A 25,727-nucleotide genomic window follows, 5' to 3' on the forward strand; every position below is an offset into this window, starting at 1 on the left:
CCTTAAACGAAAGAAATGAAAAAGCTACACGACTTAAAACCCATGCTCATAATTTTGTTGCTGGCATTCCTTATAATGAGCTGTAAAAAAGGATGGTTAGACGCAAAGCCATCCAAGTCTCTTGTTGTACCAGGTACCCCGGAAGAATATCAGACCATCTTAGACAATACGTCTTTATTTAACAACGGCGGTCCTATTTGGGGAGAAGTGGCCTCTGACGACCATTACGCTACAGACAACATTGTCAATGCTGCCTCGGCTATTGAACGCAATAGTTATATCTGGGCTAAAGATGTTTTTGAGGGTAATACAGTAGTCAACTGGCAAAATGCCTATAGAAGAATTTTGCAATGCAATATTGTTATCGAGGGTTTAGATGATCTACCTGCAAGCGAGCATCAAACCACCAGTTTTAAAAATACCAAAGGTTCGGCCTATTTCTACCGTGCCTACGATTTTTATAACCTTGCCCAGGAATATTGTAAGGCATATACGGCCAGTACTGCCGCCAGTGACCTGGGCATTCCTCTTCGCCTGAGCGCGAACATTAATGAGAAATCCTTCCGGGCTACTGTTCAGGAAACTTATGATCAGATCATTGGTGATCTTCGGACAGCAAGGGCCCTTGTTCCAGTTTCGCCGGTTTATAAGACTCGTCCTTCGCAGGCTGCAGTTTATGGTATGCTTGCCAGGGTCTATCTGTCGATGGAGGATTATAGTTTAGCCAAAGTTTATGCAGATTCCTGTCTTGCCCTGCACAGTAAACTTCTTGATTACAATACCCTCAATGCTTCAGCATCAAGACCTTTTGTAAGATTTAATGATGAAGTTATTTTTCATTGGTTGACCGGCTTTAGTAATATCACCCGTTTAGGTCAGGTCGATAACTCATTGTATGATCAATACCAACTAAATGATCTGAGAAGGACACTTTTTTATACACCCGCAAAAGTGTTTAAAGGTACTTATGATGGCACATTCAGTCTTTTTAACGGATTAGCTACTGATGAAATATTATTAATACGGTCTGAGTGCCTGGCAAGAGCTGGACAGGTCAACCCAGCCTTATCAGACCTAAATACCCTCTTAAAATCACGCTGGAGTAATTCTGTTCCCTATGTGCCGGTAACCGCATCTTCGTCAACCGATGCATTGGATAAAATTCTTGTTGAAAGAAGAAAAGAGTTAGCATATCGAGGACTGAGATGGACTGATCTGAGAAGGCTCAACAAAGACACCCGTTATGCAAAAACGATTACCCGCACAATAGCCGGGCAAAATTATCAATTACCACCAAACAGCCAGCTGTGTGTGTTTCCCATTCCGATTGAAGAAATCAATGCAAGCGGCATTCCACAAAATCCAAGATAACGACCACAATATGAAAACACTAAATATTTTCCTCATAACACTATTCACGTTAGCTGCGGCAAATGCCCAGCCAAAACGTATAATAAAGCCTGTAAAAAATCTGCAGACAATTATTCAGGGACATATCTCAAGTAAGAATTTTACAGATTCGATTATGATCAGGGTTTGGCCAGACCTTGTTTCATACCGCAAAAAAGATTTCATACCGCGAATTTTTAAACTGCAAAAACTTAAAAACGGAAACTTCAAGTTTGCAATAGATTCGTTATCAGATGTAGCTTACTTTTCAATATCACAAACAGAAGGCGCTTACGTAGCAGGAGATCCATTTTTAAACGAGTTCTTAATCAGTCCTGGTGACAGTATAAATATAAGCGAAAATCCCAGGCCAGGTGCTGAAATAAAATTGGAAAGTGGCAAGATATGGTGCCTTAATTGCAGTAAAGTTCAATTCACAGGCAAGGGCTCGGCGTCGTTAAGACTTCAGTGGGATTTGAAGGAAGCCTATCGAAAAAATCAAGATAGCCTGCAGGTATATCAAAGCAAACTAACCGTGCCAACTTATGAACCAATTGAAGCGATAATTAGAAGAAGATTCAATACTGATATTCCTATTTTATCTTCCGGTTATTCTAAAATACTCAATAGTTATAAAAAGCAAATAGAGCCGGAATTGTTCGAGCTGATTAAAACAAACATTTACGCCGAACGGTACTTTGAATTTATAAGTAATATTGCTGCGTCTGTAGGTCTAAGAGAACCTAAACAGCCTGAGATAGATAGTGCTATTATAGCGTATGAGGAAGTATTGCCAAAAATTAACTTTTTAAAAGGCAGTTCGCAAAAAGCATTACTTCATACGACCTGGTATTCATATGCCTTAGTAGTGAGATCTGCGCTTGAACAACGCTTTTATAAAAAAGACGCTTATTCTTTATTAAAGCAGTATGAAACGGGACCAATGCGTGAGCGGATTGTCACGAACTTTCTTATTGATTACAATAGAAAAAGTAACATTGATAGTCTTGCAAATGACGCCTTAACTTTTGTAAATAAACCGTTCTATCGTTCAATCTTACAAAGTATAGTTCTGGAACAAAAGATCGGAACCCAGGCATACAATTTTGAATTGCCGGATAAAGATGGAAGACTTGTAAAACTTTCCGACTTTAAAGGAAAACTAGTGTTTATTGATTTTTACTTTACTGGATGCGGAGGGTGCAGTGAATATTTTAAAAGGACTTTATCAAAAGTAGAAGATCATTATAAGGGAAATGATAAAATTAAGTTTCTAACAGTTTGCATTGACGTTGAAAAAGCTAAGTGGATTAAGGGATTAAAGCAAGGAATTTATACTTCCGAGATGGCTACTAATTTGTACACAGCGGGAATGGGTTCACAGCATCCTATAACTCAGCAACTGAAAGTTATTTCTTATCCAAATCCCATTGTCATCGATAAAGAAGGCAAAATTTTAAATAACAGCTATGATCAATTGAACGTTGGTCCAAACGATCTTATTTCTCTGCTTGATAAATATCTATGATTGACGTAGCAGGAATAATACAGGAAGGAACATAGTTCCTTCCTGTTGTTAGCTTAGGGGTTTAAAATCACATTTCCCCGATCAGACACGCTGTTGAAGGTGCCAGTTGGATGTTGACCGGCGGCTGTTGGAGCCGAAGTCTGTGACCACAGCGCTTTACAGATGTTGTTGTTGAGCTGATCACACTCAGCGGTTGGCCGGTACTCATAATCTGCAGCATTTGTCGAGCCTGCTGAACCTGATACCCTAACAAAAGTATACAATGCATTGGGTGATGCCTTTTTAAAAGCAACGTTAGGTGCAATTGCACCGAGGATAGCAAGGGCTGCTACAGCCATACGAATCTTCTTCATGATAAAATGTTTTTGAGGTTAATTATTTATGAATTGTCTTTTTACCACTTGGGCTGGGCAAGACTTTCCCTTCTTCCGCTATTTCGATTTTAAAACAGCCGGAAGCAGATGAACAATGTGGTTAACGTTTAAGGGTGGGGTCAGGGTATTAGCTAATAAGTTTTACGTAATGATAGCGGTAGAAATTCCGGTCGTTGCTTTTTGCCTATTTATCAATATCGATATGCCAGCCAACATAGTTACAAGCCCATTAAAGATCAGGTGTTGAGGCCAGCTCAGGGTATTTATAAAACCACTACAACTGCAGGGAACACGGCCAAAAACATGCATTAAAATTAAAACCACATAAACAGTGAAAAAGAGCATGACTATAAAATACGTCCAAAGGCCAATCAGCCGCGTTCGATTGATAAGGACCATAAATCCGATCAGAAGCTCAACAGGCGGCAGGCCATAAATAGCCAACGGAAATGACCAGTGCGGAAACGGCTGATTGCGTACCTGTTCGACGTACCGGTTAAAATCAGCCCATTTGCTTACTGCAGTGTAAATAAACAATGCACTCAATAAGAGGCAAAAAACTTCCAATAGATAATATTTTGCTTTGGTGCTCATAAAAAATGGAATTGCTTATTACTGAATTGTAAAACCAATGAGGTTAAGGGACAAAGTTTGAGAATAGATAGGTCGTGTCTAAGGAGCTTAAGGGACTTTCTGAATCAACACCATTCTTAATACAAACGATCTAAGTAAGGTCGGGTTTTGTTCCTGATTATGTAGTGCAAGTTAAATACGGTATTAACTCGAAAAAAATTTTTCATGGACACAAAAAGGATTTTTTCATACCTAAATAATATTAGAAAACACGGTATGAATTGTTTTATACCTTCTAATTCCCCATTTTTAAGCTTACTCGCAAGTGCAACGATTTCAGCTTCTGTAGATATCAAAAGCAATGATTGTAAAGAACAAAAAAATAAATCTCCGTCTGGTGCTTCAGCACCTGGTTATCTGGCTGATTTATAGTTCATTCATTTTTATTGCAAACCGCTTATCCCGACCCACAGTGAAAATTACAGAAGTACTACTTTACATGGTGCCCTTTTGTCTTGCGTTCTACATCAGTATTCTTTCAATGAATCTATACCGGAAGAAGGGAATATTGTATGTGGTTATAGCCCTTGCAGGGAGCTTTTTCCTCCTTGCTACTTTAGGTTATCTCTATATCTATCAATTACTGCCTGGCTTTGGTATCAAGATATTTACTGATAAGCATTTCAAATACTTCATACAGAGCGCCGTTTTGGGTTATGTACAGTATTCGGCTTATGGCATACTGTACTTCTACATCAGGGAGAATTTCAAAAGAGAAAAAGAGCTTCGGATCGTCACAGCTGAAAAGCTGCAAAAGGAACTTGAGACAGCTCTGCATGAGCAGGAAAAATTACGGTATGAATACGCTTTTTTACGTTCCCAGGTGAACCCACATTTTCTTGTCAACACATTGAATGTATTGTACTCCCATGCGGAAGAACATTCAGAAGTACTTGCGGCTAACATTAAGAGACTGTCTGACATACTGAGTTATTCACTGGAGGCAACAGATAGTGATATGACGACTGTTCCGGCCGAAAAGGAAATCATGCACCTGCGGCAACTAATAGAGATCATTGTTATGCGATTCGGTACTTCCCGCCATATCGATCTGCAGGTCAACGGTGAGGTTGCAGGCCATTACATTCCCCCGCTGACATTTATCACATTCGTAGAAAATGCGTTGAAATATGGCGACTTAAAATCCCCCTCGCAGCCACTTCAGATATTTATTACAGCCGAAAGCCAGCAGTTACATTTCTTTTGCCGCAATCGAAAGAATCAAAATCTTTCACTCATACCCTCTTACGGCATCGGCCTTAAAAATTTAACCCGGCGGCTAAACTTTATTCTTGCAACAACGTATAAGCTTGATGTTTCAGATGAAGAAGAGCTTTATACCATCAGTCTTGTGATTTATAAATGATCAGGTGTACCGTAATTGATGATGAACAACCAGCAATAGATGTAATTACCCGGCTTATTGCTAAAGTGCCGGGTCTGGAAGTGATCAGTACTTCGACTGACCCGATAGAAGGAATAAAAACCGCGATTGATAATAGCACTGACATTCTATTCCTTGATATTGAAATGGATGGGCTTTCCGGATTTGATCTGCTTAATATTATTCCCCCTCAAATGGGCGTAGTGCTTGTCACCGCCTTTTCAAAGTATGCCGTCAGAAGTTATGATTTTAAGGTGCTGGACTACCTGCTCAAACCGGTTGATCTTCCCAGGTTTCTTTTAACCGCTAAAAGAATTGCTGAGTTTGTAAAACCGCCGGTAAACGATTTTATCATGGTAAAAGCGGACCAGAAAGGCAAGCTCATAAAGATTGAACTTAGCGAGATTGATTTCATCGAAAGCAGGAGTAATTATGTGGCGTTCTTCTGCGGAAAGGAAATTATCCAAACGTATATAACCATGCAGGAACTGGAATCGAGGTTGCCGAAAGACCGCTTTATGCGCGTACATAGGTCCTACATTATCTCCCTGTATCAGATAGCGGCTGTTGAAAATGGCGACTGCATTCTCAAGCGCAACACCTTTCGCGTCCCGGTAAGCGCTCATTACAAAGATGAACTTTGGCACTTCCTGCGTAACCGGCTTATTGCCTAATCATTCCCCAATAACGCTTTCAGTTCATCTTCTCCAGGCAACTCTTTCTTCAGATGTTTTGGCAGCTTTGTCGTCAGATTATATTCTGAAACTCCGATAGGCTTATTGGTTAGTCTGAGTGAGTATTCTACTTCCAGCTTGTCTTTTTCCGCACATAGCAAAATGCCGATGGACGGATTTTCCTGCGGCAGCTTAATGGTATCATCGAGTATCTGCAGGTAAAAGTTGAGCTGAGCTGCATGCGCTGGCTCAAACTTTCCAACCTTCAGTTCTACCGCAACCAGGCACTGCAATTTGCGGTGATAAAACAGCAGGTCGATAAAATATTCATTCCTTCCAAGCTTTATTTTGAATTGGTTACCCATATAAGCAAAGCCGTAACCCATTGTAAGTAGCAGGTTTCGTATCTGTAGAATAAGCTTGCTCTCCAACTCCTTTTCCCTGACCGGCTCCTGTAAACCCAAAAACTCCAGATTATATTTACTTCTGATGGTTTCCTCCGCCTGCTGAGCAAGTTGCGGCGGTAGTGTTTCCGGAAAATTATGCTGTTTATTGATCTTCAGATCGGCACTGTAAGCGTCAGCTTTAATAAAGTTCTGCAACACGTTCCTGCTCCAACCGTTTTGTAGCGTCGCTAATGCATAGAATCCCGCTTCCTCAACCGTGGAAGTTTTATTCAGGATAACAAGGTTATGGCCCCAGGGAATTTCTGCGACAAGCTGTCGCAGATTTGGATATTCTGCATACCGCTCATAAAAGCGCCTCATATCCCACAGGTTCCTTGCGGAAAAACCGGAGGTGCCCGGAAATTCTGCCTTCAGGTCCCTCGACAGCCGTTCAACAATAGATTTCCCCCAACCATATTCGCTCTGTCGCTCAATGATTAGTCGTCCAACAGCTTCATAACGGCTGATGAGCTCACGGTTAACTGACCGGATTGCCATAATACGGCCCTGTCTGAACTGGTCGGAAATTTCTGCCAGTAGCTTTTGGTATTCGTTATTAAGTGTTTTCATCGCTGTTGGTTAATATTCTCTGATCTTACTGATGATTTTTTCAAGTGCCTGTATGATCAGTTCCTTGTCCCTGTCTTCACTTTCATATGACTTTGACCGCATACTGTTCCATGACAAATGTTCCTTATCAGGTGTAGAAAGAAACGGCACAATAGCCTTATAGACCGCAGATAAAGAAGTCGCGGTGATGACTTTGGTATCATCGGCGGCTCGAAGAAAAAGGCTGATCTGGTCAACGCTTAGATTACACAATACGCTCAGCTTGCTAAGGTCAGCAGCAGGCCAGTCGAATTTTCCACTATAGGCCGGATTCAGTGAAAGGCTGAGCCTTTTTTCCAGGTGGGCGATCTCATGGTCGTACCAGTTATTCATTAATGCTTTCAGGTCCATATACTGTGGGTTGAATACTACGCCGGGTTTAACCTGCAACTGGTTAAAATGCTTCTTACAATCCAGCAGGAAATCCAGCTTTTCTGTTAAGGTGTCATGCTTATCCATGCCCTGTTGAACCTTACTTATCTGATATTTGACGTATGCTTTACTGTTATAGTTGAGATAAACAAGCAATTCATTGAGCGCCGAGCAGCAGTCTTCTGTTGAACCTGGTTCGTAAAGTAGTTCAAGTTGCCTGAGCAGTTCTTTGCGGTAAACAACCTCCCTGAACGTAACCATGTGATGAAAAACACGTTTATTGGTAAACGCATACAGACTTCCGAGTACAATATCACAAAGACGGTTATCGCCGACATTGGCCTTAAACTCAGTTTTCATGGCATCTAACCGGAGTTTAAATTCTCTTTTGTTGAGTATGAGATACGTGTTGGGGACTTTTATATTCAAACTGAGGTAAGTGCTGAAACGCTCTTCTATAAAGGTTAGCACATCTGTTAGCGCATTAGTGAGCAGTTGAAGTAACTTTCTTACATACTGCTTCGGTTTAGTGTTTTGACGCATCTCGTAAACAGCATCCAGCAACACAACTGTTGAGGAATGATATTGCTGTAGCAGTAACCTGATATGTTTCTCTTTTGCCACTTTTTGATAGACCTGGTTCAGTATAGCAGCTTTGATGTTCTCGCGCTCCTGTTCAAGTCTTGTCGTAAGGGCTGTGAATTCCGCCTGAGTAATCGCGGACCAGTTTATATTCTGGGGATCTAACGTCCGGCTGACGAGGGTGTCAATCCATTCCAGGGCATAGGTATTCTGCATAGTCAACGTTTCTTAAGGTTGTTCCAATAATTGCCTGTATAAGCGATTTAAGACTTTCTGCTGGTAAAAAATAATCCCTTATGCCAAAATGAATTTGCTCTATGCGAAATAAACATTAACCACAGTGAAATAATTAACAGGTAATAAGAACCTGAATTTCAAAGGGGTTCTAAGGGGTACAACTGACGTACAACAATTTTGTACTTGAAAGCGGCTGTTTGATCCGGCTACATTTGTTTCAGATAACGCGGCGGTTCTGTTTAGAGCTGCAGCAATTGTGAAAATGAAACAGTGAAGCTATGTTAAACAACATTACCTGGGGCAACTACCTTGCGGTAGTATTCCTCGCCTTAATTATTTACTACGCATTTATAGGTGTTCGATTCTATTCTCGGGAAATCAGGGCCTTGCTCAGCAAAAAGCAGCCCGCCCGGGTTCCTGTACATACAACGGAGGATCATACTGAATACGACCAGAACGACACACAGGGTGAAGATCCATTTAACACCCGTCAAATCTTCTGAATAAAATCTGGCTGAGCTGTTACCGGATGTTGGATAGTGCAGTGAGATGTGGTTAGGTACAGCAATAAGCCTTCATGCCTTTGTATGCCCTTCATCATTCCCCGGATGAAGGGATACAGGGCTTTAATGTCCAGCAAATAATAATTAAATCAATAGTGAGTATGAAAAAGTGGAGAGTGATCAGAAAAAGCGCTGCATGCTTTGCAGCCTGGATAGTTTTTATGACTGTCAGCATATCCGTCATGGCCCAGGATGGGAACGCGGGTATCAACGAGGCCAATCAAAAGGTCAGAAGCTATTTTGCCGCGGGTACCAACCTGATGTATGCTGTGGGTGCCATCCTCGGTTTGATAGGTGCAGTTAAGGTTTACCAGAAATGGAACGGCGGTGATCAGGATACAAGCAAGGTTGCAGCAGCGTGGTTTGGGAGCTGCGTATTCCTGGTAGTAGTGGCTACCGTAATTAAATCCTTCTTCGGGGTATAATTCTCTTAAAGAAATCTGATATGGAAGCGATACTAATGGGACGCTTGTGGGCATTCATTGCCCAAAATAACCCCGATCTGCGTTTAAGCCTGGAAAATGACTTTGCCGTTCAAAAATACCTGGAAGAAAAGGTAGAGAATGTAGTACCCCTGCTCGAAGGACTACTCAAACAGGGGCGGCCGCTCTATGCGATAGAAGAACTCTGTATGAACGAACTGACAAGGGATCTATACCCCTCGAAATTCAATTACATCGCGCATATACTGGAGGTTGATTTTGAGCAAACCTATGAGCAATACAGGGCCAACGGCTTACTGACCTACGAAGTGATTAACATGATCAATGTGTGTAACCCGCTATTTGAGCAACTCGGATTCAGTGAAGAAAACGCAGAAAGCAGGCAGGTGAATTATGCGATTACCGGAGCGATAGCAGCATATCTGCAAAGTGCCTGAGCGAACGATTCAGGTGTGTGATAACGTGAAAATGAAATGTGAGAGATGGCTTATAACACGCTACATCAATTAAGGGCCAATGTAAGCGCAATTAAGATTGCATTGGAATGGGAAGCAGGTAAAGTACTTTCCGAACAGGATATTCTGGCATTGCAGAGGTATTCCGGTTTCGGCGGTATAAAGGCTATCCACTATCCTTACAGCGTCACAGAAGAATGGCAGCAGATGGGTGCTACGAAGGCCGATTTGAAGTTGTACGAAGACTTGATGCAGTTTCATGAATATTTGGAAAGGCGTTTCAGTCCGGTCGAGTATCGAAATTTCATCAGCTCTTTGAAAGACAGTACGCTCACGGCCTTTTACACACCTGAATTTGTTCCCCAGGTCATCACATCTGTGCTGAAACGGTTTCAGATCAATCCGAAACGCCTGTATGAGCCCAGCGCAGGATCAGGGGTATTCATCCGTCAGGCGGTCGCCAATTTTGATAGCCTGTCTCATGTTACCAGTGTAGAAAAGGACTTGCTAACGGCAAGGGTACTACAGGCGCTGAACAGTAACTATAACATCCCGGTATCCACACATGCGATGGGCTTTGAGGAAGCGCCAATTGATGATAACGGTAAGTATGATCTGCTGATGAGCAATATGCCCTTCGGCAATTATTCTGTTTTTGATGCAGCTTATCCGAGTAAGGATTACAGCGGCAAAATTCATAATTACTTTTTTGTAAAAGGGCTGGATAAGCTGGCCGACGGCGGGTTAATGGCATACATCACTACGGATGCCTTTTTAAACAGCCGCTCTAACTATGAGGTCAGAAAGTATCTTTTTGAGCAGGCCAATTTTGTGGCCCTGACTGTCCTGCCGGATAATTTGATGAAAGAGACTGGCAACACTGAAGCGCCAAATCATTTGCTTATCGTTCAGAAGAACTTACAAAAGACCAGGCTTTCGGTAGTGGAAGAAAAGCTGTTAGAGACGGTTGGTTTGCAAAACGAGTATGGCAGCTATAACAAGAACCTGTATATAAACGAGCATCCTGAAATAGTTTTAGGCACCTCGATCACAGCCGGGAAAAATCAATACGGTAATGCGCACGAAACCGTCTGGCAGGATGGTGACATCAGCGGTCTAAGTGAAAGCCTGTCACAGTCCCTGGCTCTTCAGATCATAGACCGTATTGATCGCAGTTTATTCAACAGCGCTCAGGTCAATATGCTTTCTACGCATGTGGGCCAACAGCTCACCTATATGCCCTTACCGGAGATAAAGCAAAGTGCACCTGGTTTACAATTGGGATTATTCGATGCTGCGCCAGCTGAAACCGTTAGCAAAGTGTCTGCCTATCTGTCCTCCAAAGACAAAGATGTTGTTGATTTATCATCTGCAAGAATCATCAATTACATTAGAACAAAAGACAATCCCGCTCATGAGTCGATAGTCTGTATCACCGCTAAAGCAAAATCGAATAAGCAGTATATCTATAAGCTGGTGTCCAATGTTAAGGAGATCACGCTGCCATCCGCCTGGCTAAAGGCGGATGGGCTAAAGGCAGAACAGCAAAAGCTGGCCGACAATCTTGCTCACTTTGAGCACGAATTCGTCACGGATGTAACCGCACCATTTGCTATTCAATTCCCTCAGAACCTGCCTGTTCTGCAGGACCTTCCATCCTTTTACAAACCGGGAACCCTCTACATTCATGAGGGCAAAATTGGCACTGTTGCCGACAATCCAAAATCCGGGGCAAAACCCGTTTTTATTGCTGACGCTAACCAACCTTCCAATACCGATTTTTATAAGCAATACATCGGCATCAGGGATAGGTTCCTGACACTGCAAAATCAATATTCAACCGATAACTCAGACAATGATTTACGCGCATCATTGAACCATGCGTATGATGAATTGGTGAAATCTGTCGGGTTACTAAATTTCCCAGGGAACCGGAGAAAGGTTTTAAAGGATGAAGCTTTTGGGGCAGTAGTGTTGGCCTCGCTGGAAAGGAGGCACGGAAACAGCTTTGAAAAATCTGATATACTTACAGGTCAGCTCAATGCTCCTCTCCAACAATTCAGATCTGATAATCCGGTTGAAGCTTTAGCCAGCAGTCTGAACCTTAAGAATAAGGTTGATCTTGAATATATCCGGCTTGTAACCAATCTTACTGATGTGCAGGTTCTGGAACAGCTGAAATTTCATATCTACCTGAACCCTGAATCCAGGGAATGGATCACAGCAGATGACTACCTTTCCGGCAATGTGGTTGCCAAGCTGGAAGCGGCGAAGCGCATAGCCGAAGCGTCACCGGAAGATGTGCATCTTCAGGAAAGCCTGAAAGCGATCAGCGAAGTGCAACCTGAAAAAATTCCTTTTGAGTTACTGGACTTCAATCTGGGCGAAAGATGGGTGCCTACCCGTTTATATGACGAGTTTGCTACTGAACTTTTTGAGTGTCCGGTGTCTATTGTATATCTCAGATCGGTGGACATATTTAAAGTCAGCATTTCCCGTACGCAAGCGAAAGTGAGTAGTGAGTTTGCCGTTACCTGTAAGAATGGCAGCAAAGTGTATGGTGACACCCTGCTCGAACATGCACTGGAAAACACATCACCTTACTTTACCTATGAGGAACAGGTTGGTGACAAAAAAGTACGGCTGCCGGATAACGATGCTATTCAATTAGCCCATGAGAAAATAGAAACCATACGTCAGTCATACATCGAGTGGCTTAGTAATATTCCAACCCAAAAGAGGCAGGAATTGGCAGACCTGTATAACGATACCTTCAACTGTTATGTTTTACGGGAATACAATGGTAGCCATCTTACTTTTCCCGGTCTTGATCTTGCGGCACTCGGCATCCAGGAACTGCGGGAAAGTCAAAGAAATGCCTGCTGGCGAATTATACAGAACCGTGGTGCATTGATCGACCATGAAGTTGGATTGGGTAAAACACTCCTGCAAATCATCACCGCTCATGAAATGAAGCGGCTGGACATCGTAGAAAAGCCGGCGATATTATCACTCAAAGCCAATGTAACCGAGATTGCAGATACTTACCGCAAAGCGTATCCCAGTGACCGCATTCTGGCGCCTACAGAAGAGGATTTCACCCCCAAAAACAGGCAACGTCTTTTTCTTGAGATCAAAAATAATAATTGGGATTGCATCATTATGACGCATGACCAGTTTGAAAAAATCCCTCAATCATTGGAAATACAAGTTAAGATATTCAATGCGGAACTCGATAATGTGGAACGCGATCTGGAGACGGTTAAAGACCTTGGCGGTGAAATTTCTAAAAAGATGCTTAAAGGTCTGCAAACCAGGCAAAATAATTTGGTAGCAAAGCTTCGTACAGCTAAACATAATATCGAAAACAAGCAGGATAAGGGGATTACATTCCAGCAGACAGCTATAGATCATCTTTTCGTGGATGAGTCGCATAAATTTAAAAACCTGACGTTTACCACCAGGCATAGCCGCGTAGCGGGTTTGGGTAATATAGAGGGCAGTCAGAAGGCCCTCAACATGCTTTTTGCTGTACGAACGCTGCAGGAAAAGTTCAACGCCGATTTGTGCGTAACCTTTTTATCCGGAACGCCGATCAGCAATAGCCTGACCGAGATGTATCTCATCTTTAAGTATTTGCGTCCCAAAGAAATGGAGCGTCAGGGTATTGAAAACTTTGACGGTTGGGCCGCAGTTTTTGCGAAAAAGACTACCGAGTTTGAGTTCAGTGTCACTAATGAGATTATAGCGAAGGAGCGATTCCGCCATTTTATCAAAGTTCCGGAGCTGGCGCTTTTCTATAACGAAATAACAGATTATAAAACAGCTGTTCATATTCAGCTTGACAAGCCAGGACTGAATGAAATACTATTAGACATTCAGCCTACGCCGGAACAGTCAGCTTTTATTTTAAAGCTTATTGAATTTGCGCGCACCGGCAATGGTGAACTTATTGGAAGAGGCAGGTTATCGCCTGAAGAAGATAAAGGCAGAATGCTTATTGCGACCAACGTCGCCAAAAAGATGGCGTTGGATATGCGACTGGTTAGTGAAAGCCGTTACAGAGATCATCCTGAAAACAAAGTCAGTGTCTGTTGCAGGAAGGTTGCTGAATTATATCGCCAAACCAACGAACATAAAGGCACACAGCTCATATTCTCCGATTTAGGCACACCCAAACCGTATGGTTTTAATGTATACGACGCTATCCGCGAAAAACTTGTTCGTGAGTATAATATACCATCTGGTGAAATTGCTTTTATCCATGAGTGGCCTGCAAAGAAAAAGCCCGAGTTCTTTAAAAAAATGAACAAAGGCGAGATCCGGGTTACCATCGGAAGCACGGAAAAGCTGGGTACAGGAAATAACGTACAAAAGCGAATTGTCGCCATGCATCACCTGGACATACCCTGGCGACCTTCAGATTTGGAACAGCGCGACGGTCGCGGCGCACGTCCCGGAAATATACTGGCGAAACAGATCATGGATAACAAAGTGCTCAATTACATCTATGCCACTGTGCAGTCGTTGGACACCTACAAATTCACGCTGCTCAAAAACAAGCAAACATTCATCAGCCAGATGAAGAACTGTAAGCTGAATGTGCGCTCAATCGATGAAGGAGCGCTGGATGAAAAAAGCGGAATGAACTTCGCCGAATATATCGCCATTCTTTCAGGTGATACCACACTACTGGAAAAAGCGAAGCTTGACAAGAAAATCGCTGCTGTTGAGAGCTTAAAGCACGCTTACTACAGAGAAATAAGCAGGACTAAAACAGATATTTCCTGGAAGCAAAACGAATTAAAATCAAGTCAGGAGACGGTAGAAAAACTTTCAAAAGATTATTCCCTCTACTCGGAGAACCTGATGCATGACAAGGATGGAACAAAGTCGAATCCGCTAACTATTCACGGGCTGAAGTCATCCGATCCGGAAATCATAGGGAAACATATACAGCAGCTTGAAGCCACTCTTCTTCCTGCAGGGCCGGATAAAGAGATCGGTTTATTATACGGCTTCCGGTTATTTGTATCGGCCAGAAGTTCCCGTATCGGAGAAAATGGAAGGATAATAGACCGGGCACATAACTATTTCTATACACAAGGGCCAGGTGATATTAAGTACAGCTTTAATGATGGAACGCCTAACATGGAGAATCCCAAACTGGCAGCGCGGCATTTTATAAATTCACTTGACCGCATTGAGCGGCTGCTGGAAAAATATGATAACAAAATTCTTGAATTGAAAAGTGAGATTCCTCAACTGGAGATTCTTATTACCAAACCTTTTGAGCGGGAAGCGGAACTGGCTGAGATGAAGCAGGCTGTTAGTAAAATGGAGCGCGAGATCGCGCTTGCCATAAAGGAAAAGCAAGCTGTGCAAACAGGTGCCATCAACCCCGAAGCGATAGCCGCCGAACAAACGGAAAAAGCGGTGAAACCGACCCTCAGCATAGCGGAAAATGTGACCGCTGAACATCAGTCCATAAGTAAAAAGAAAAAGTCTTTAAGCATTTAAAATTACAGCTATGGCAAGTGTATATCCCATCAATAAGGGAATTAACAAAAGTATTGAATTCAAAGGTCTGAAAGCGCAGTATATCTGGTATTTCGGCGCAGGTGTGATCGGTTTAATGATCCTGTTTGCAGCAATGTATATCGCTGGCCTAAACACCTTTCTCTGCCTTGCGATCATCCTGTTGCTGGGGACAGGAATGACCATAAAAATTTTCAGCCTAAGTAATAAATATGGCGAGCATGGCATGATGAAAATGTACGCCCGCAAGCAGGTGCCCAAAGTACTGCGCTCAAGAAGCAGGAAGATCTTTCTGATGAAAATTCAGGAATAATCAACAAAAGTGATAACAAGGTAAATCAAGTGAAGATGGAACAAGTGTTGGATGAATTATTACCGATTATGGATGTGGAACATGACTGCATCCTGAGTAAAATGGGCGATGTGACGATTGCCTTTAAAGTAGAACTGCCGGAGATATTTACACTTTCGGATCAGGAGTATGAGGCTTTTCACCAGGCATGGGTCAAAGCAATTAAGGTGCTTCCTAAATATAGTGTACTGCATAAGCAGGATTGGTTTCTGACCACAAATTATAAGGCGGATTTTAAAGCTGCTGATAACAGCTTCCTGAGCCGGAGCAGCGAACAGTTTTTCAACGAACGCCCTTACCTCGCCCATGATTGCTACCTGTTTTTAACCAAAAAGCCGGTAAACAGGAAGACTGCTACATCGCTGTTCTCTTCGCTCTTGAAAAAGAGCATCGTTCCTGAGCAGACCTTAAAGCCTCAACAGCTACAGGATTTTATTGGCAGCGCCGGACAGTTTAAACGCATCATGGAGGATTGCGGGTTTGTAAAGCTGACAAGGCTTACACGCAATGAGCTGATGAGCCAGAGTAGAAAAACAGGGGTAATAGAGAAGTATTGCTATCTCTCGGAACGAAATGATAATTTCCTGATCAACGACATCAGGTTCGATGATGGCCTGCAGGTCGGTGACAGGCACTGCGAATTGTACACATTGGGTGATGCTGCCGATCTTCCTGCACTTTGCGGCAGCAGGATCAACTACGACAAGTATTCTACAGACAAAACAAAATTCAGCATCGGCTTTGCTTCAACGCTCGGCCAGTTGTTGCCCTGCAATCACATTCTCAATCAGTATGTGTTCATTGAGGATGCCCAAAAGACTATTCAGAAGCTGGAAAGTAAACGGCTGCGCCTGCAATCGCTTTCTGCCTATAGCCGGGAGAACATGATCTCCCGGGATGCTACCAACGATTTTCTGAACGAGGCCATCAGCCAGCAGCGCCTTCCGGTAAAAGCACATTTCAATGTACTGGTATGGACAGATGACAAGGAAGAATTGAAGGGTTTGAAAAATATGGTTTCATCTGCATTGGCACAGATGGATGCAGTGGCAAAACAGGAAACAATTGGTGCACCGCAGATATTCTGGGCCGGCATACCTGGCAATGCATCCGACTTTCCGATGAACGACACCTTCGACACATTTGCTGAGCAGGCTACCTGTTTTTTTAATTTGGAGACAGCTTACCGTTCTTCTATCAGCCCGGTTGGTATCAGGCTAAGTGACCGCCAGTTTGGTCGCCCGGTGCATGTCGATATTTCCGATGAACCGATGGACAAAGGTATCTGCACGAATAGGAACAAATTCATACTCGGCCCCAGTGGTTCTGGCAAAAGCTTTTTCACCAATCACATGGTGCGCAGCTATTACGAACAGGGAACGCACGTGGTACTTGTTGACGTGGGGCATAGCTATAAAGGGCTATGTGATATGGTTAAAGGGTATTATTTCACCTACACAGAGGACAAACCGATACGGTTCAACCCTTTCTATATAGGAAAAGGCGACAGCCTTGATACAGAGAAAAAAGAAAGTATCAAAACCTTGCTGCTGGCACTGTGGAAAAAAGATGACGAAGCGTTCAGGCGAAGCGAATATGTCGCCTTATCAAATGCGATCACCGGCTATTATCATTTCCTGATCAGAAATGCAGATGTGTTCCCCTGTTTTGACAGCTTTTATGAGTTTCTGCGGGATGCTTATACAAAAGTGCTGGAAGATGACCGGGTAAAGGAAAAGGATTTTGACGTGGATAATTTCCTGTACGTGCTGCGTCCGTACTACAAAGGCGGTGAGTTTGACTATTTGTTGAATGCCACAGAAAATCTGGACCTCCTGCAAGAACGGTTTATTGTATTTGAGCTGGACAATATAAAGGATCATCCGATACTCTTTCCGGTCGTGACCATCATCATCATGGAGGTCTTCATCAACAAAATGCGCAAGATGAAGGGCGTGCGTAAAATGATTTTAATTGAAGAAGCCTGGAAAGCGCTGATGAAGGAAGGTTTCGCTGAATACATTAAATACCTCTTTAAGACCGTGCGCAAGTTCTTTGGAGAAGCCATCGTGGTTACCCAGGAAGTGGAAGATATTATTTCCTCACCGGTTGTAAAGCAGGCCATCATCAACAACAGCGACTGCAAGATCCTGCTTGACCAAAGTAAGTATCAGAATAAGTTCGACCAGATACAGGAATTACTCGGCCTTACTGAAAAAGAGAAAGCGCTGGTACTCTCCGTCAACAAGGCAAATGATCCGGCGAGAAAATACAAGGAAGTATTTATCAGCCTGGGCGGAGTGCTGTCAAGGGTGTACCGCACAGAAGTAAGCCTTGAAGAATACCTGGCTTACACAACTGAGCAGAAAGAGAAGGTTAAGCTGATGGAATACGCTGAAAAATTCGGCGGTGATTTGAGAAAAGGTATTGCTGCTATGGCAGCGGATTTAAGAATGGCAAGCTAAAGGAGGTCACCATGAAACGAAGTATCAAAATGACAGTACTGGTGTTTGTTGCCAGTATTGTCCTGTTTCCAACAAGACAGGCTGTTGCGCAGATACCTGTTGCTGACGTAATCGCAGGAGCCATAAAGCGTGTTATAAAAGCTGTAGACCTGCAGATTCAACGGCAGCAGAATAAAGTGATCTGGCTGCAGAATGCCCAGAAGACACTTGAAAATACCATGTCAAAGCTCAAGCTCGATGAGATCACAGGGTGGGTAGAAAAGCAAAAAACACTCTACCAGGACTATTATGATGAACTTTGGAAGGTCAAGGCGATCATTGCCTACTACCAGCGCATCCGCGACATCGTGGACAAGCAGGTCAGATTGGTTCGGGAATATCAAAGAGCATGGGGTCTGTTACGACAGGATGATCATTTTAATCCTGGCGAGATTGACTACATGGGCAAAGTGTACAGCGGCATACTAAGTGAAACAGGAAAAAACATCGATCAGATGATGATGATCGTTAACTCTTTCCAAACGCAGATGAGCGATGCGAAGCGCATGGAACTGATCAACCAGGCGGCAGACCAGATCGACCAGAACTATAGTGATCTTAAAGAATTTAATCGTCAGAATATGTTGCTTAGCCTGCAACGTGCGAAGTCGGCCAACGACGCTGCGGCCATCCGGCAGCTGTATAATATTCAGTAACATTTAAATAAAGCATTATGAAAGTCACAATGGTAATACTATTGATATGCGCCGCCTGCGCCTGCGCAAAAGGTCAGACCTTCAGCGAGTGGTTTAAGCAGAACAAGACCCAAAAAAAATACCTGTTACAGCAGATTGCTGCGCTCCAGGTGTATGCCTCCTATCTGCGACAGGGGTATCAAATTGCACAGGATGGCATACACACGGTACGGGATTTCAAAAACGGGGAGTTCCACCTGCACACGGATTATTACAATGCCTTAAAAAAGGTAAACCCTGCTATCAGGAATGATCCCCGGGTAAAGGCTATCGTACAATATCAGGAACAGATCCTTGTCTTATGTTCTGAAACGAAAAATCAGTTTAATGACAGTGAGGCCATGACTGAAGGGGAAATAGCTTATGTCAACCGGACATTTGAACGCCTGCTGAGTAATTGCTCAGGACTGATAGAAGACTTGAATTATGTGATGACCAATGGCACTTATGAAATGAAGGACGATGAAAGGTTGAAGCGTACCCAGATCATCTATGCTCAAATGCAAAGTAATTACAAGTTCATCAGGTCGTTCGCAGGCAGCGCAAAAACGCTCGCGGCTGCCCGCATAAGAGATAAGGAAGATATTCAAAGAAGAAAAATAATCACCGCAAACTAAATCCGTATGAAAAAATATGCAATCGGGGTACTGCTGTTTATAATGGCTGGAACGGTCAAAGCCCAGGATCAGGAAATACAGCAACTGCTGCTCAATGTTGAAAAGCTGGCGCAGTTCAAAAGCATTCTGGCGGATATGAAGAAGGGTTATGAGGTAGTAAGTACCGGCTATAACAAAGTAAGGGATATCAGCCAGGGTAATTTCTCCTTACATAAAACTTTTCTTGACGGGCTGTTAGCGGTGAGTCCTGCAGTCAGGAATTACCGCAAAGTCGGTGAGATTGTTTCCTATCAACTAAAGTTGGTCAGTGAATACCACACAGCATTCGACCGTTTTAAAACAGATAACAATTTCGCCCCTGACGAAATAGCTTACCTGGGCCGGACCTATAATAACCTCATTGACCAAAGCCTCAAGAACCTGAATGAACTTTTCAATGTGGTCACGGCAGGTAAAATGCGTATGACAGATGATGAACGTATCGCAGCTATAGACAGGATACATGCGGATATGCAGGATAAACTCATGTTTCTGCGAACATTCAACAAATCGACGACCGTGCTGCAAATGCAGCGGCTAAAAGAGCGGAACGATGCGCAGGCTATGCGGAAGATACACGGTATAAACTAAAAACAGAGGAGTATGAAACAGTGTGTAAGAGCCACAATTATTGTGGCGGTGGGGATGCTTTTTCCTCTATTATCAAAAGCGCAAAGTGTGGCCGGTGAGATCAACAGCCTGCACGGGGTCCTGGACCAGCTATATGAACAGATGATGCCTAAGTGCACAAAATTAATTTCCGTGGGTCAGGGTATTGCAGGCTTTGCCGCCATCTGGTATATCTCCTCACGTATATGGCGGCATATTGCCAATGCTGAACCAATCGACTTTTATCCGTTGTTCAGGCCGTTTGTACTTGGATTCGCTATTATGATCTTTCCACAGGTTGTTGCGATGATCAATGGGGTATTGAAGCCTACCGTGAGTGCGACTGCTGAAATGGTGCATGACAGTGATAAAGCAATTGCTGTCCTGCTGCAAAAAAAAGAAGAGGCGATAAAAACGACCGATACATGGCAAATGTATGTCGGTGAGAACGGCGAAGGTGACCGTGACAAATGGTACAAGTATACTCATGATGGTGAAGATCCTTCCGGTGAGGGCTTTTTTGACAGTATCGGCAACGATGTAAAGTTTGCCATGTCAAAAGCTTATTACGGGTTTAAAAACTCTATTAAGGAATGGATGAGCGAAGTTCTGCGGGTTCTCTTCGAGGCTGCTGCCCTATGCATTAACACGCTGCGAACGTTTCAGCTGATCGTCCTTGCCATCCTTGGTCCGCTCGTCTTCGGATTTGCGGTCTTTGACGGCTTTCAGCATACGCTGACCTCGTGGATTGCACGATACGTAAACATCTTCTTGTGGCTGCCGGTAGCCAATATATTCGGTTCCATTATCGGTACGGTGCAGGAGCTGATGCTGCAGGCCGATATTGCTCAGATACAACAGACCGGTGACACATTCTTCAGTTCAACGGATGTCGCATACCTCGCATTTCTCATCATTGGCATAGTTGGATATTTCACAGTCCCATCGGTTGCCAATTTCATTATCAATGCCGGTGGTATGGGCGCATTCGGGCAAAAGGTGACCAGTATAACCCAAAGTGTTTCTACTTCCACATCCAATGCAGCCGGAGCAGTTGCAAGCAGGGCGGAAAACGGAGCATTCAACATGATCAATACTCCTAAATATGTTATGGATGGCTACCATAGTACAGGTAATGCCAACAACGAAGGCGGATATAACCACAATAAACTATCTGGTAAATCATAAATTTTTAAGTCATGTTCAGTAAAATGAAAAATATAGATACCGCATTCAGACATGTGCGGACCTTCACTATAGCAGTTATAGCCTGTTCGCTGCTATTCAGTTGCTTTATTGCCTACAAAAGCTTTATGCTGGTCAGTGAAACCAATAGTAAAGTATATATCCTCGCTAATGGCAAAGCCCTGGAAGCTGTAGCAGCAGACCGGAAGGACAATATCCCGGTTGAGGCAAGGGATCACGTCAAGTCATTTCACCAGCATTTCTTCACGCTTGACCCTGATGACAAGGTGATCAAAGCGAATGTTACAAGGTCACTATACCTGGCGGATGGCAGTGCAAAAAGAGAATATGATAATCTACAGGAGAACGGTTATTATTCCAATATCATCTCCGGTAATATCAGCCAGACTATCACGGTTGACAGTGTGGCTGTAGACATGAAAGCTTACCCTTATTACTTCAGGTGCTTTTCAGTACAACACCTTGTCAGACCGACCAGTAACGTTGACAGATCACTTATTACAGAGGGCTACCTGCGCAATGTATCCCGCAGCGATAATAACCCGCACGGGTTCCTGATCGAACGATGGAAGACAATTGACAATAAAGACATCAAAATAGAGAACAGGTAGAAAACAGTTAGGCTATGTGGTTTAAGAAAAGGAAGAGAAGTAACGACCGCAATGGCAGATTTTATCAAAAGATAAATCATGTTGTTGGAAAAATTCAGCATGCCTGGGCCGGATACATGGGAAGAAAGTACAATAATCTTAGCCGGAAAGGAAAGATCATCAGTCTTGCACTTTTTATCGGGGTCGGTGTGACATTCAGCATTTACCGTGCTTTTAATAACATCGGCACCAAACTGAATATCGCCCAGATCCAAAAGCCCGCTTTTACAACAAGCCAGCCGAATACACCAGCACCCAAACTGCCGCAGGTCGAATTGAAACGTATCCGGGCGTATCACCATTATCTGGATAGCCTTGCTAAGTCACCTTCCGGCAAGATGCTGCGGGATAGCCTGCTTGCAAGACATCCCGGCTTACTGGACAGCATCATAGCGATAGAAAAACTTTACAGTAATCAATAAATAAAAAATAAGATCATGGAAAAAGAGAGAACGCCGCAATTCCTGCGGCAAAGGAAGTTCCTGACTGTGCTACCGGTACTCGTGTTACCATTTCTTACGCTGATGTTCTGGGCGCTTGGCGGTGGCAAGACAGATGCAACCGCAGCACCTGTTGTCAAAGATGGCTTGAACATGGAATTACCAGGCGCTCAGTTGGACAAAAAAGAAGTGTTTGACAAGATGAGCTACTACGACAAGGCTGCGTCGGATTCTGCAAAATTGCAGGAACTATCGAAAAACGATCCTTACTACCGGGACTCTGCGGCGTCAGCGCATATCCGGTCTCAGCTAATGGACACAGGTACTCCTGTCGCTACAGGATCGCTTCAGCGATCACCTTTGACGCAGGACGCTAACAGTTCAGAACAGATGGTTTATAAAAAACTGGATGAGCTTAACCGCTCACTGAATCAGCCCCCGCAGTCCACCATGCGCAATGTCAATCCTTACCCGACAGGTCAACCCCCTGCAGTGGACAATAAGGCCGTTGACCGTTTAGAGGGTATGATGCAGGCGATGAACCAGAACGGTGGTGAAGACCCGGAATTAAAGCAACTCAATGGAATGCTGGAAAAGATTCTTGATGTGCAGCACCCGGACCGTGTAAAGGAAAAGATCAAAGCGGAATCAGCAGCCAACCGGGGAAAAGTATTTGCCGTTAGCACTACTGGCAACGGCTTACCGGTCTCCAACTTGGACAGTCAGCAGGATAGCCGGTCGGGAAATTCTGTATCCGGTTTCTTCGGCATGGAGCAAAACGAGCAGAAAGACACAGGTAATGTAATACCTGCCACCATTAATGAAACCCAAACAATTGTTTCCGGCGCTACCGTCAAGCTGCGGCTATCTACTGATATTTTTATTAACGGCGTCATGATTCCAAAGAATACGCTGGTAAATGGTACAGCTTCTTTGAACAATGAGCGCCTGTCCATTGAAATAAAAAGTATTCGTTACGGCCGCTACCTCTTTCCCATCCAGTTATCAGTTTATGACATGGACGGTATGACAGGGATTTATATACCTGGTGCTATCAGCGGCGAAGTAGCGAGGCAATCCGCTGACCGAGCTGTTCAAAATATGGGGATCACCACTGTTGACCCAAGTATAGAAGTACAGGCGGCAAGTGCAGGAATCGAAGCCGCCAAAACATTATTCAGCAAAAAAATGAAACTCATTAAGGTAACGCTCAAGGAAGGTTACCGCGTGCTGCTGTATGATGAGAAGCAGAAGGACAATTATTAATTCAGTCAAATTAAACACCAAGAGTATGAAAAAGAAAAGTGCAGTATGGACAGCGGTGTTAATACTATTCACCGTAGTCCGCAGTATCGCGCAACCTCAATCTGTCCAACCGTACCAGTTGGCCATAAATGTGGTAAAAACAACAACGCTTGTTTTTCCGTCTGCAATCACAAGCGTGGACAAAGGAAGCCGGGATGTTCTGGTACAGAAAGCGACCGGGGTGGATAACGTTCTGCAAATAAAAGCAGGCAGCAGGAACTTCGCGGAAACGAACCTCACTGTTATCACCAATGATGGAAAGTTGTACACAGCTAATGTTCGGTATGCGGAAACCCCAGGTTCGTTTAATTACCGGTTCAGCGGGAACGAGACTGTAGGAGTAACTCAGGCATTTGCTTATAACGATTCGGAAGCCGCCATTGACCGTAATGCCAGGGTAGCAAGTCTATTACCGGCTAACCTTGACAGGCAGACTGACGATAATGGTATCAAGCTGCTGATCGACGGGCTGTTTATCAGTGGCGAAAATCTTTATTTCCGTGTAAAGCTGTCTAACACCACGAATATTAATTATGGGGTGGAACAGTTACGCTTCTTCATCCGCGACCAGGATAAGGGTAAACGAACCTCCACACAGGAAATTGAATCAACGCCTGTTCATGTTTTGGGAGATGGCACAAGTATCATCGGCTCAACCGAAAAGACGCTCGTATATGTGCTCAGGAAATTTACGATACCCGATCAAAAGGTATTTATTATTCAGCTATCCGAGAAAAATGGCGGTCGGAACCTGGAGCTACAGATTAAAAATAAACAACTCATCAAAGCGAAAACGCTGTAATAAAATGTGCAGTTGGTTTAGTTGATATAAGCCAGATGGCCGCACGACGGTCTACTAAACTGGATAAACAACTAATAACTCACCATCAAAAAGATATTACTATGAACGAAAAAAATTATGACTACCTGAAAAACTCAGTGAAGTTTACAGGATTTGGCGAAGAACTGTCAAAAGAATTATATGCAAAAATGAGTACCGGCGAAAAGGATTTTTCCCTGATTCATAACGCAAAGTTTGGTAATGATGCAACGACCACTGTGTTGTATTTCAAGAAATCCAACGAAACCGACAACTACTTCTTTAACAGCTTTGACATCAGCCTCAAAAAACAGAATGAGGAAGCCATCAATCAGACCTTTTACATGGGCAAGGAGAATAATGTTACCCTTAAAGAAGCATATAATCTTTTGAGCGGCCGTGCTATACATAAAGAGCTGAACAAACTTGAAAAACAGGGAGAAAGATGGGTGGCTACCGATGAAAAATATAATGCTTGGGTTCAATTGGATTTCAAACAAACTGATAAAAATGGCAACTATGCGACGAAACAGTTCCACGATGGCTATAAGTTTGACCTGGAGAAAGCAGTAGCAAAGCATCCTATCAAGGAACTGGAGAACATTGATTCCAAATCAAATCTATTACGGTCGCTGGAGCGAGGCAACGTGCAGTCAGTTACGTTTGTGATCGATGGTCAGGAACAAAAGCGTTTTATTGAGGCTAATCCCCAATTCTGGAAGGTAAATGTTTATGACCACAATATGCAGCGGCTGGATGTGAAGCAGACAGCCAGGGAAAGCCAAACGCAGGCCCAATCCCAAGCGCAAAGTGACGGTGTGACAAAGGCAACAAATAAACAGGCAGCTGAAACCGAAGATAGTCCTCAGCAGCAGGCTGCGAAACCACGCAAGAAAAGGTCACAAAAGGTTAGTTAGCAACATAAGGGTGGCCATAGCGCCACCCTTAATATCTATGTTATGACAGTAACTGAAGTCTTAAATAGCTTTTTTACAGCAATACGGAATAATCCCCGCATCAGCATTACCCATATAGGCATTTATGCAGGTTTGCTTGAATACTGGTGCATGCATGGACAGCCTTCTACTATGCGGGTATTTAGTTATGAGATAATGGAACTGGCAAAGGTATCTACTAAAACTACCTATCATAAGTGCATTAAAGAGTTGGCCGATTATGGCTATATTATTTACCGGCCATCTTTTAACAGGAACAAGGGAAGTGAGATATTTTTTTCGGTAGAATCAGGAAGTATAAATTGAT

Annotated in this window: 23 protein-coding genes; 19 read left to right on the top strand and 4 right to left on the bottom strand. The window is 43.4% G+C overall.

Features of this window, described 5'->3' with window-relative positions; translation table 11 throughout:
- Positions 1 to 15: 15 nt before the first annotated feature.
- Together ABD960_RS03140 and ABD960_RS03145 are read left to right on the top strand one after the other, a co-directional pair.
- On the top strand, positions 16 to 1,371 hold the full coding sequence (locus ABD960_RS03140; RefSeq protein ID WP_345329430.1) for a RagB/SusD family nutrient uptake outer membrane protein: 1,356 nt from the start codon (positions 16 to 18) through the stop codon (positions 1,369 to 1,371).
- 10 nt (positions 1,372 to 1,381) lie between these two features.
- Entirely contained in the window at positions 1,382 to 2,917 is a 1,536-nt protein-coding gene (locus tag ABD960_RS03145; protein ID WP_345329431.1) for a TlpA family protein disulfide reductase, read from the top strand.
- 53 nt (positions 2,918 to 2,970) lie between these two features.
- On the opposite strand, the gene ABD960_RS03150 is transcribed toward ABD960_RS03145, so the two are convergent.
- Both ABD960_RS03150 and ABD960_RS03155 read right to left on the bottom strand, forming a co-directional pair.
- Positions 2,971 to 3,270, bottom strand: a complete 300-nt coding sequence (locus ABD960_RS03150; RefSeq protein ID WP_345329432.1) for a hypothetical protein — start codon at positions 3,268 to 3,270, stop codon at positions 2,971 to 2,973.
- Positions 3,271 to 3,432: 162 nt separating this feature from the next.
- On the bottom strand, positions 3,433 to 3,885 hold the full coding sequence (locus tag ABD960_RS03155) for a MauE/DoxX family redox-associated membrane protein (RefSeq protein ID WP_345329433.1): 453 nt from the start codon (positions 3,883 to 3,885) through the stop codon (positions 3,433 to 3,435).
- A gap of 340 nt (positions 3,886 to 4,225) precedes the next feature.
- Here ABD960_RS03155 and ABD960_RS03160 point away from each other — a divergent pair, with 340 nt between their 5' ends.
- Together ABD960_RS03160 and ABD960_RS03165 are read left to right on the top strand one after the other, a co-directional pair.
- Entirely contained in the window at positions 4,226 to 5,290 is a 1,065-nt protein-coding gene (locus tag ABD960_RS03160; RefSeq protein WP_345329434.1) for a sensor histidine kinase, read from the top strand.
- Entirely contained in the window at positions 5,287 to 5,982 is a 696-nt protein-coding gene (locus ABD960_RS03165; RefSeq protein WP_345329435.1) for a LytR/AlgR family response regulator transcription factor, read from the top strand. The genes ABD960_RS03160 and ABD960_RS03165 overlap by 4 nt, the downstream gene beginning before the upstream one ends.
- Here the strand turns inward: ABD960_RS03165 and ABD960_RS03170 are convergent.
- Together ABD960_RS03170 and ABD960_RS03175 are read right to left on the bottom strand one after the other, a co-directional pair.
- A complete protein-coding gene (locus tag ABD960_RS03170) occupies positions 5,979 to 6,998 on the bottom strand; it encodes a PDDEXK nuclease domain-containing protein (RefSeq protein WP_345329436.1) in 1,020 nt (339 codons plus the stop codon). The two genes, ABD960_RS03165 and ABD960_RS03170, sit on opposite strands and share 4 nt — an antisense overlap.
- Positions 6,999 to 7,007: 9 nt before the next feature.
- A complete protein-coding gene (locus ABD960_RS03175) occupies positions 7,008 to 8,207 on the bottom strand; it encodes a hypothetical protein (protein ID WP_345329437.1) in 1,200 nt (399 codons plus the stop codon).
- Positions 8,208 to 8,952: 745 nt separating this feature from the next.
- Between ABD960_RS03175 and ABD960_RS03180 the strand changes: the two genes are divergently transcribed.
- The 15 genes from ABD960_RS03180 (at position 8,953) to ABD960_RS03250 (ending at position 25,726) form a co-directional block, all read left to right on the top strand.
- Positions 8,953 to 9,216: a DUF4134 domain-containing protein gene (locus tag ABD960_RS03180; protein ID WP_425563466.1), complete on the top strand. Its 264-nt coding sequence runs from the start codon at positions 8,953 to 8,955 to the stop codon at positions 9,214 to 9,216.
- A gap of 20 nt (positions 9,217 to 9,236) precedes the next feature.
- Positions 9,237 to 9,671: a DUF1896 family protein gene (locus ABD960_RS03185; RefSeq protein ID WP_345329439.1), complete on the top strand. Its 435-nt coding sequence runs from the start codon at positions 9,237 to 9,239 to the stop codon at positions 9,669 to 9,671.
- A 102-nt stretch (positions 9,672 to 9,773) separates the two neighbouring features.
- Complete coding sequence (locus tag ABD960_RS03190; protein WP_345329440.1) at positions 9,774 to 15,209, top strand: Eco57I restriction-modification methylase domain-containing protein; 5,436 nt, start codon at positions 9,774 to 9,776, stop codon at positions 15,207 to 15,209.
- 10 nt (positions 15,210 to 15,219) lie between these two features.
- On the top strand, positions 15,220 to 15,540 hold the full coding sequence (locus ABD960_RS03195; RefSeq protein WP_345329441.1) for a DUF4133 domain-containing protein: 321 nt from the start codon (positions 15,220 to 15,222) through the stop codon (positions 15,538 to 15,540).
- Positions 15,541 to 15,575: 35 nt separating this feature from the next.
- Positions 15,576 to 18,044, top strand: coding sequence for a TraG family conjugative transposon ATPase (locus tag ABD960_RS03200; protein ID WP_345329442.1), 2,469 nt, complete (start codon positions 15,576 to 15,578; stop codon positions 18,042 to 18,044).
- A gap of 11 nt (positions 18,045 to 18,055) precedes the next feature.
- Positions 18,056 to 18,739: a conjugal transfer protein TraI gene (locus tag ABD960_RS03205; protein WP_345329443.1), complete on the top strand. Its 684-nt coding sequence runs from the start codon at positions 18,056 to 18,058 to the stop codon at positions 18,737 to 18,739.
- 17 nt (positions 18,740 to 18,756) lie between these two features.
- The gene (locus ABD960_RS03210) at positions 18,757 to 19,395 is read left to right on the top strand and encodes a hypothetical protein (RefSeq protein ID WP_345329444.1); all 639 of its coding nucleotides are present in this window, start codon (positions 18,757 to 18,759) and stop codon (positions 19,393 to 19,395) included.
- A 6-nt stretch (positions 19,396 to 19,401) separates the two neighbouring features.
- The gene (locus ABD960_RS03215; RefSeq protein WP_345329445.1) at positions 19,402 to 20,025 is read left to right on the top strand and encodes a TerB family tellurite resistance protein; all 624 of its coding nucleotides are present in this window, start codon (positions 19,402 to 19,404) and stop codon (positions 20,023 to 20,025) included.
- A 12-nt stretch (positions 20,026 to 20,037) separates the two neighbouring features.
- Positions 20,038 to 21,231, top strand: coding sequence for a conjugative transposon protein TraJ (traJ, locus tag ABD960_RS03220; RefSeq protein WP_345329446.1), 1,194 nt, complete (start codon positions 20,038 to 20,040; stop codon positions 21,229 to 21,231).
- 11 nt (positions 21,232 to 21,242) lie between these two features.
- Positions 21,243 to 21,860: a conjugative transposon protein TraK gene (gene traK / locus ABD960_RS03225; protein ID WP_345329448.1), complete on the top strand. Its 618-nt coding sequence runs from the start codon at positions 21,243 to 21,245 to the stop codon at positions 21,858 to 21,860.
- Between the two features lie 14 nt (positions 21,861 to 21,874).
- Complete coding sequence (locus ABD960_RS03230; protein WP_345329449.1) at positions 21,875 to 22,321, top strand: hypothetical protein; 447 nt, start codon at positions 21,875 to 21,877, stop codon at positions 22,319 to 22,321.
- A gap of 15 nt (positions 22,322 to 22,336) precedes the next feature.
- Positions 22,337 to 23,605, top strand: a complete 1,269-nt coding sequence (gene traM, locus ABD960_RS03235) for a conjugative transposon protein TraM (RefSeq protein WP_345329450.1) — start codon at positions 22,337 to 22,339, stop codon at positions 23,603 to 23,605.
- Positions 23,606 to 23,630: 25 nt separating this feature from the next.
- Complete coding sequence (traN, locus tag ABD960_RS03240; protein WP_345329451.1) at positions 23,631 to 24,446, top strand: conjugative transposon protein TraN; 816 nt, start codon at positions 23,631 to 23,633, stop codon at positions 24,444 to 24,446.
- A gap of 101 nt (positions 24,447 to 24,547) precedes the next feature.
- Positions 24,548 to 25,381, top strand: a complete 834-nt coding sequence (locus ABD960_RS03245; RefSeq protein WP_345329452.1) for a hypothetical protein — start codon at positions 24,548 to 24,550, stop codon at positions 25,379 to 25,381.
- A gap of 42 nt (positions 25,382 to 25,423) precedes the next feature.
- Positions 25,424 to 25,726, top strand: coding sequence for a hypothetical protein (locus ABD960_RS03250; RefSeq protein ID WP_345329453.1), 303 nt, complete (start codon positions 25,424 to 25,426; stop codon positions 25,724 to 25,726).
- Position 25,727 lies beyond the last annotated feature (1 nt).

Source organism: Mucilaginibacter defluvii, assembly GCF_039543225.1.
Classification (GTDB): Bacteria; Bacteroidota; Bacteroidia; order Sphingobacteriales; family Sphingobacteriaceae; genus Mucilaginibacter; species Mucilaginibacter defluvii.

Excerpts from the sequence above, each read along its gene's own strand:
- ABD960_RS03165 (WP_345329435.1), top strand. The coding sequence starts at position 5,287 with ATGATCAGGTGTACCGTAATTGATGATGAACAACCAGCAATAGATGTA.
- traJ (WP_345329446.1), top strand. The coding sequence starts at position 20,038 with ATGAAACAGTGTGTAAGAGCCACAATTATTGTGGCGGTGGGGATGCTT.
- ABD960_RS03185 (WP_345329439.1), top strand. The coding sequence starts at position 9,237 with ATGGAAGCGATACTAATGGGACGCTTGTGGGCATTCATTGCCCAAAAT.
- traK (WP_345329448.1), top strand. The coding sequence starts at position 21,243 with ATGTTCAGTAAAATGAAAAATATAGATACCGCATTCAGACATGTGCGG.
- ABD960_RS03210 (WP_345329444.1), top strand. The coding sequence starts at position 18,757 with ATGAAAGTCACAATGGTAATACTATTGATATGCGCCGCCTGCGCCTGC.
- ABD960_RS03245 (WP_345329452.1), top strand. The coding sequence starts at position 24,548 with ATGAACGAAAAAAATTATGACTACCTGAAAAACTCAGTGAAGTTTACA.
- ABD960_RS03145 (WP_345329431.1), top strand. The coding sequence starts at position 1,382 with ATGAAAACACTAAATATTTTCCTCATAACACTATTCACGTTAGCTGCG.
- ABD960_RS03195 (WP_345329441.1), top strand. The coding sequence starts at position 15,220 with ATGGCAAGTGTATATCCCATCAATAAGGGAATTAACAAAAGTATTGAA.
- ABD960_RS03140 (WP_345329430.1), top strand. The coding sequence starts at position 16 with ATGAAAAAGCTACACGACTTAAAACCCATGCTCATAATTTTGTTGCTG.
- ABD960_RS03200 (WP_345329442.1), top strand. The coding sequence starts at position 15,576 with ATGGAACAAGTGTTGGATGAATTATTACCGATTATGGATGTGGAACAT.
- ABD960_RS03170 (WP_345329436.1), bottom strand. The coding sequence starts at position 6,998 with ATGAAAACACTTAATAACGAATACCAAAAGCTACTGGCAGAAATTTCC.
- ABD960_RS03175 (WP_345329437.1), bottom strand. The coding sequence starts at position 8,207 with ATGCAGAATACCTATGCCCTGGAATGGATTGACACCCTCGTCAGCCGG.
- traN (WP_345329451.1), top strand. The coding sequence starts at position 23,631 with ATGAAAAAGAAAAGTGCAGTATGGACAGCGGTGTTAATACTATTCACC.
- ABD960_RS03230 (WP_345329449.1), top strand. The coding sequence starts at position 21,875 with ATGTGGTTTAAGAAAAGGAAGAGAAGTAACGACCGCAATGGCAGATTT.
- ABD960_RS03250 (WP_345329453.1), top strand. The coding sequence starts at position 25,424 with ATGACAGTAACTGAAGTCTTAAATAGCTTTTTTACAGCAATACGGAAT.
- ABD960_RS03215 (WP_345329445.1), top strand. The coding sequence starts at position 19,402 with ATGAAAAAATATGCAATCGGGGTACTGCTGTTTATAATGGCTGGAACG.
- ABD960_RS03160 (WP_345329434.1), top strand. The coding sequence starts at position 4,226 with ATGATTGTAAAGAACAAAAAAATAAATCTCCGTCTGGTGCTTCAGCAC.
- ABD960_RS03150 (WP_345329432.1), bottom strand. The coding sequence starts at position 3,270 with ATGAAGAAGATTCGTATGGCTGTAGCAGCCCTTGCTATCCTCGGTGCA.
- ABD960_RS03155 (WP_345329433.1), bottom strand. The coding sequence starts at position 3,885 with ATGAGCACCAAAGCAAAATATTATCTATTGGAAGTTTTTTGCCTCTTA.
- traM (WP_345329450.1), top strand. The coding sequence starts at position 22,337 with ATGGAAAAAGAGAGAACGCCGCAATTCCTGCGGCAAAGGAAGTTCCTG.
- ABD960_RS03180 (WP_425563466.1), top strand. The coding sequence starts at position 8,953 with ATGACTGTCAGCATATCCGTCATGGCCCAGGATGGGAACGCGGGTATC.
- ABD960_RS03205 (WP_345329443.1), top strand. The coding sequence starts at position 18,056 with ATGAAACGAAGTATCAAAATGACAGTACTGGTGTTTGTTGCCAGTATT.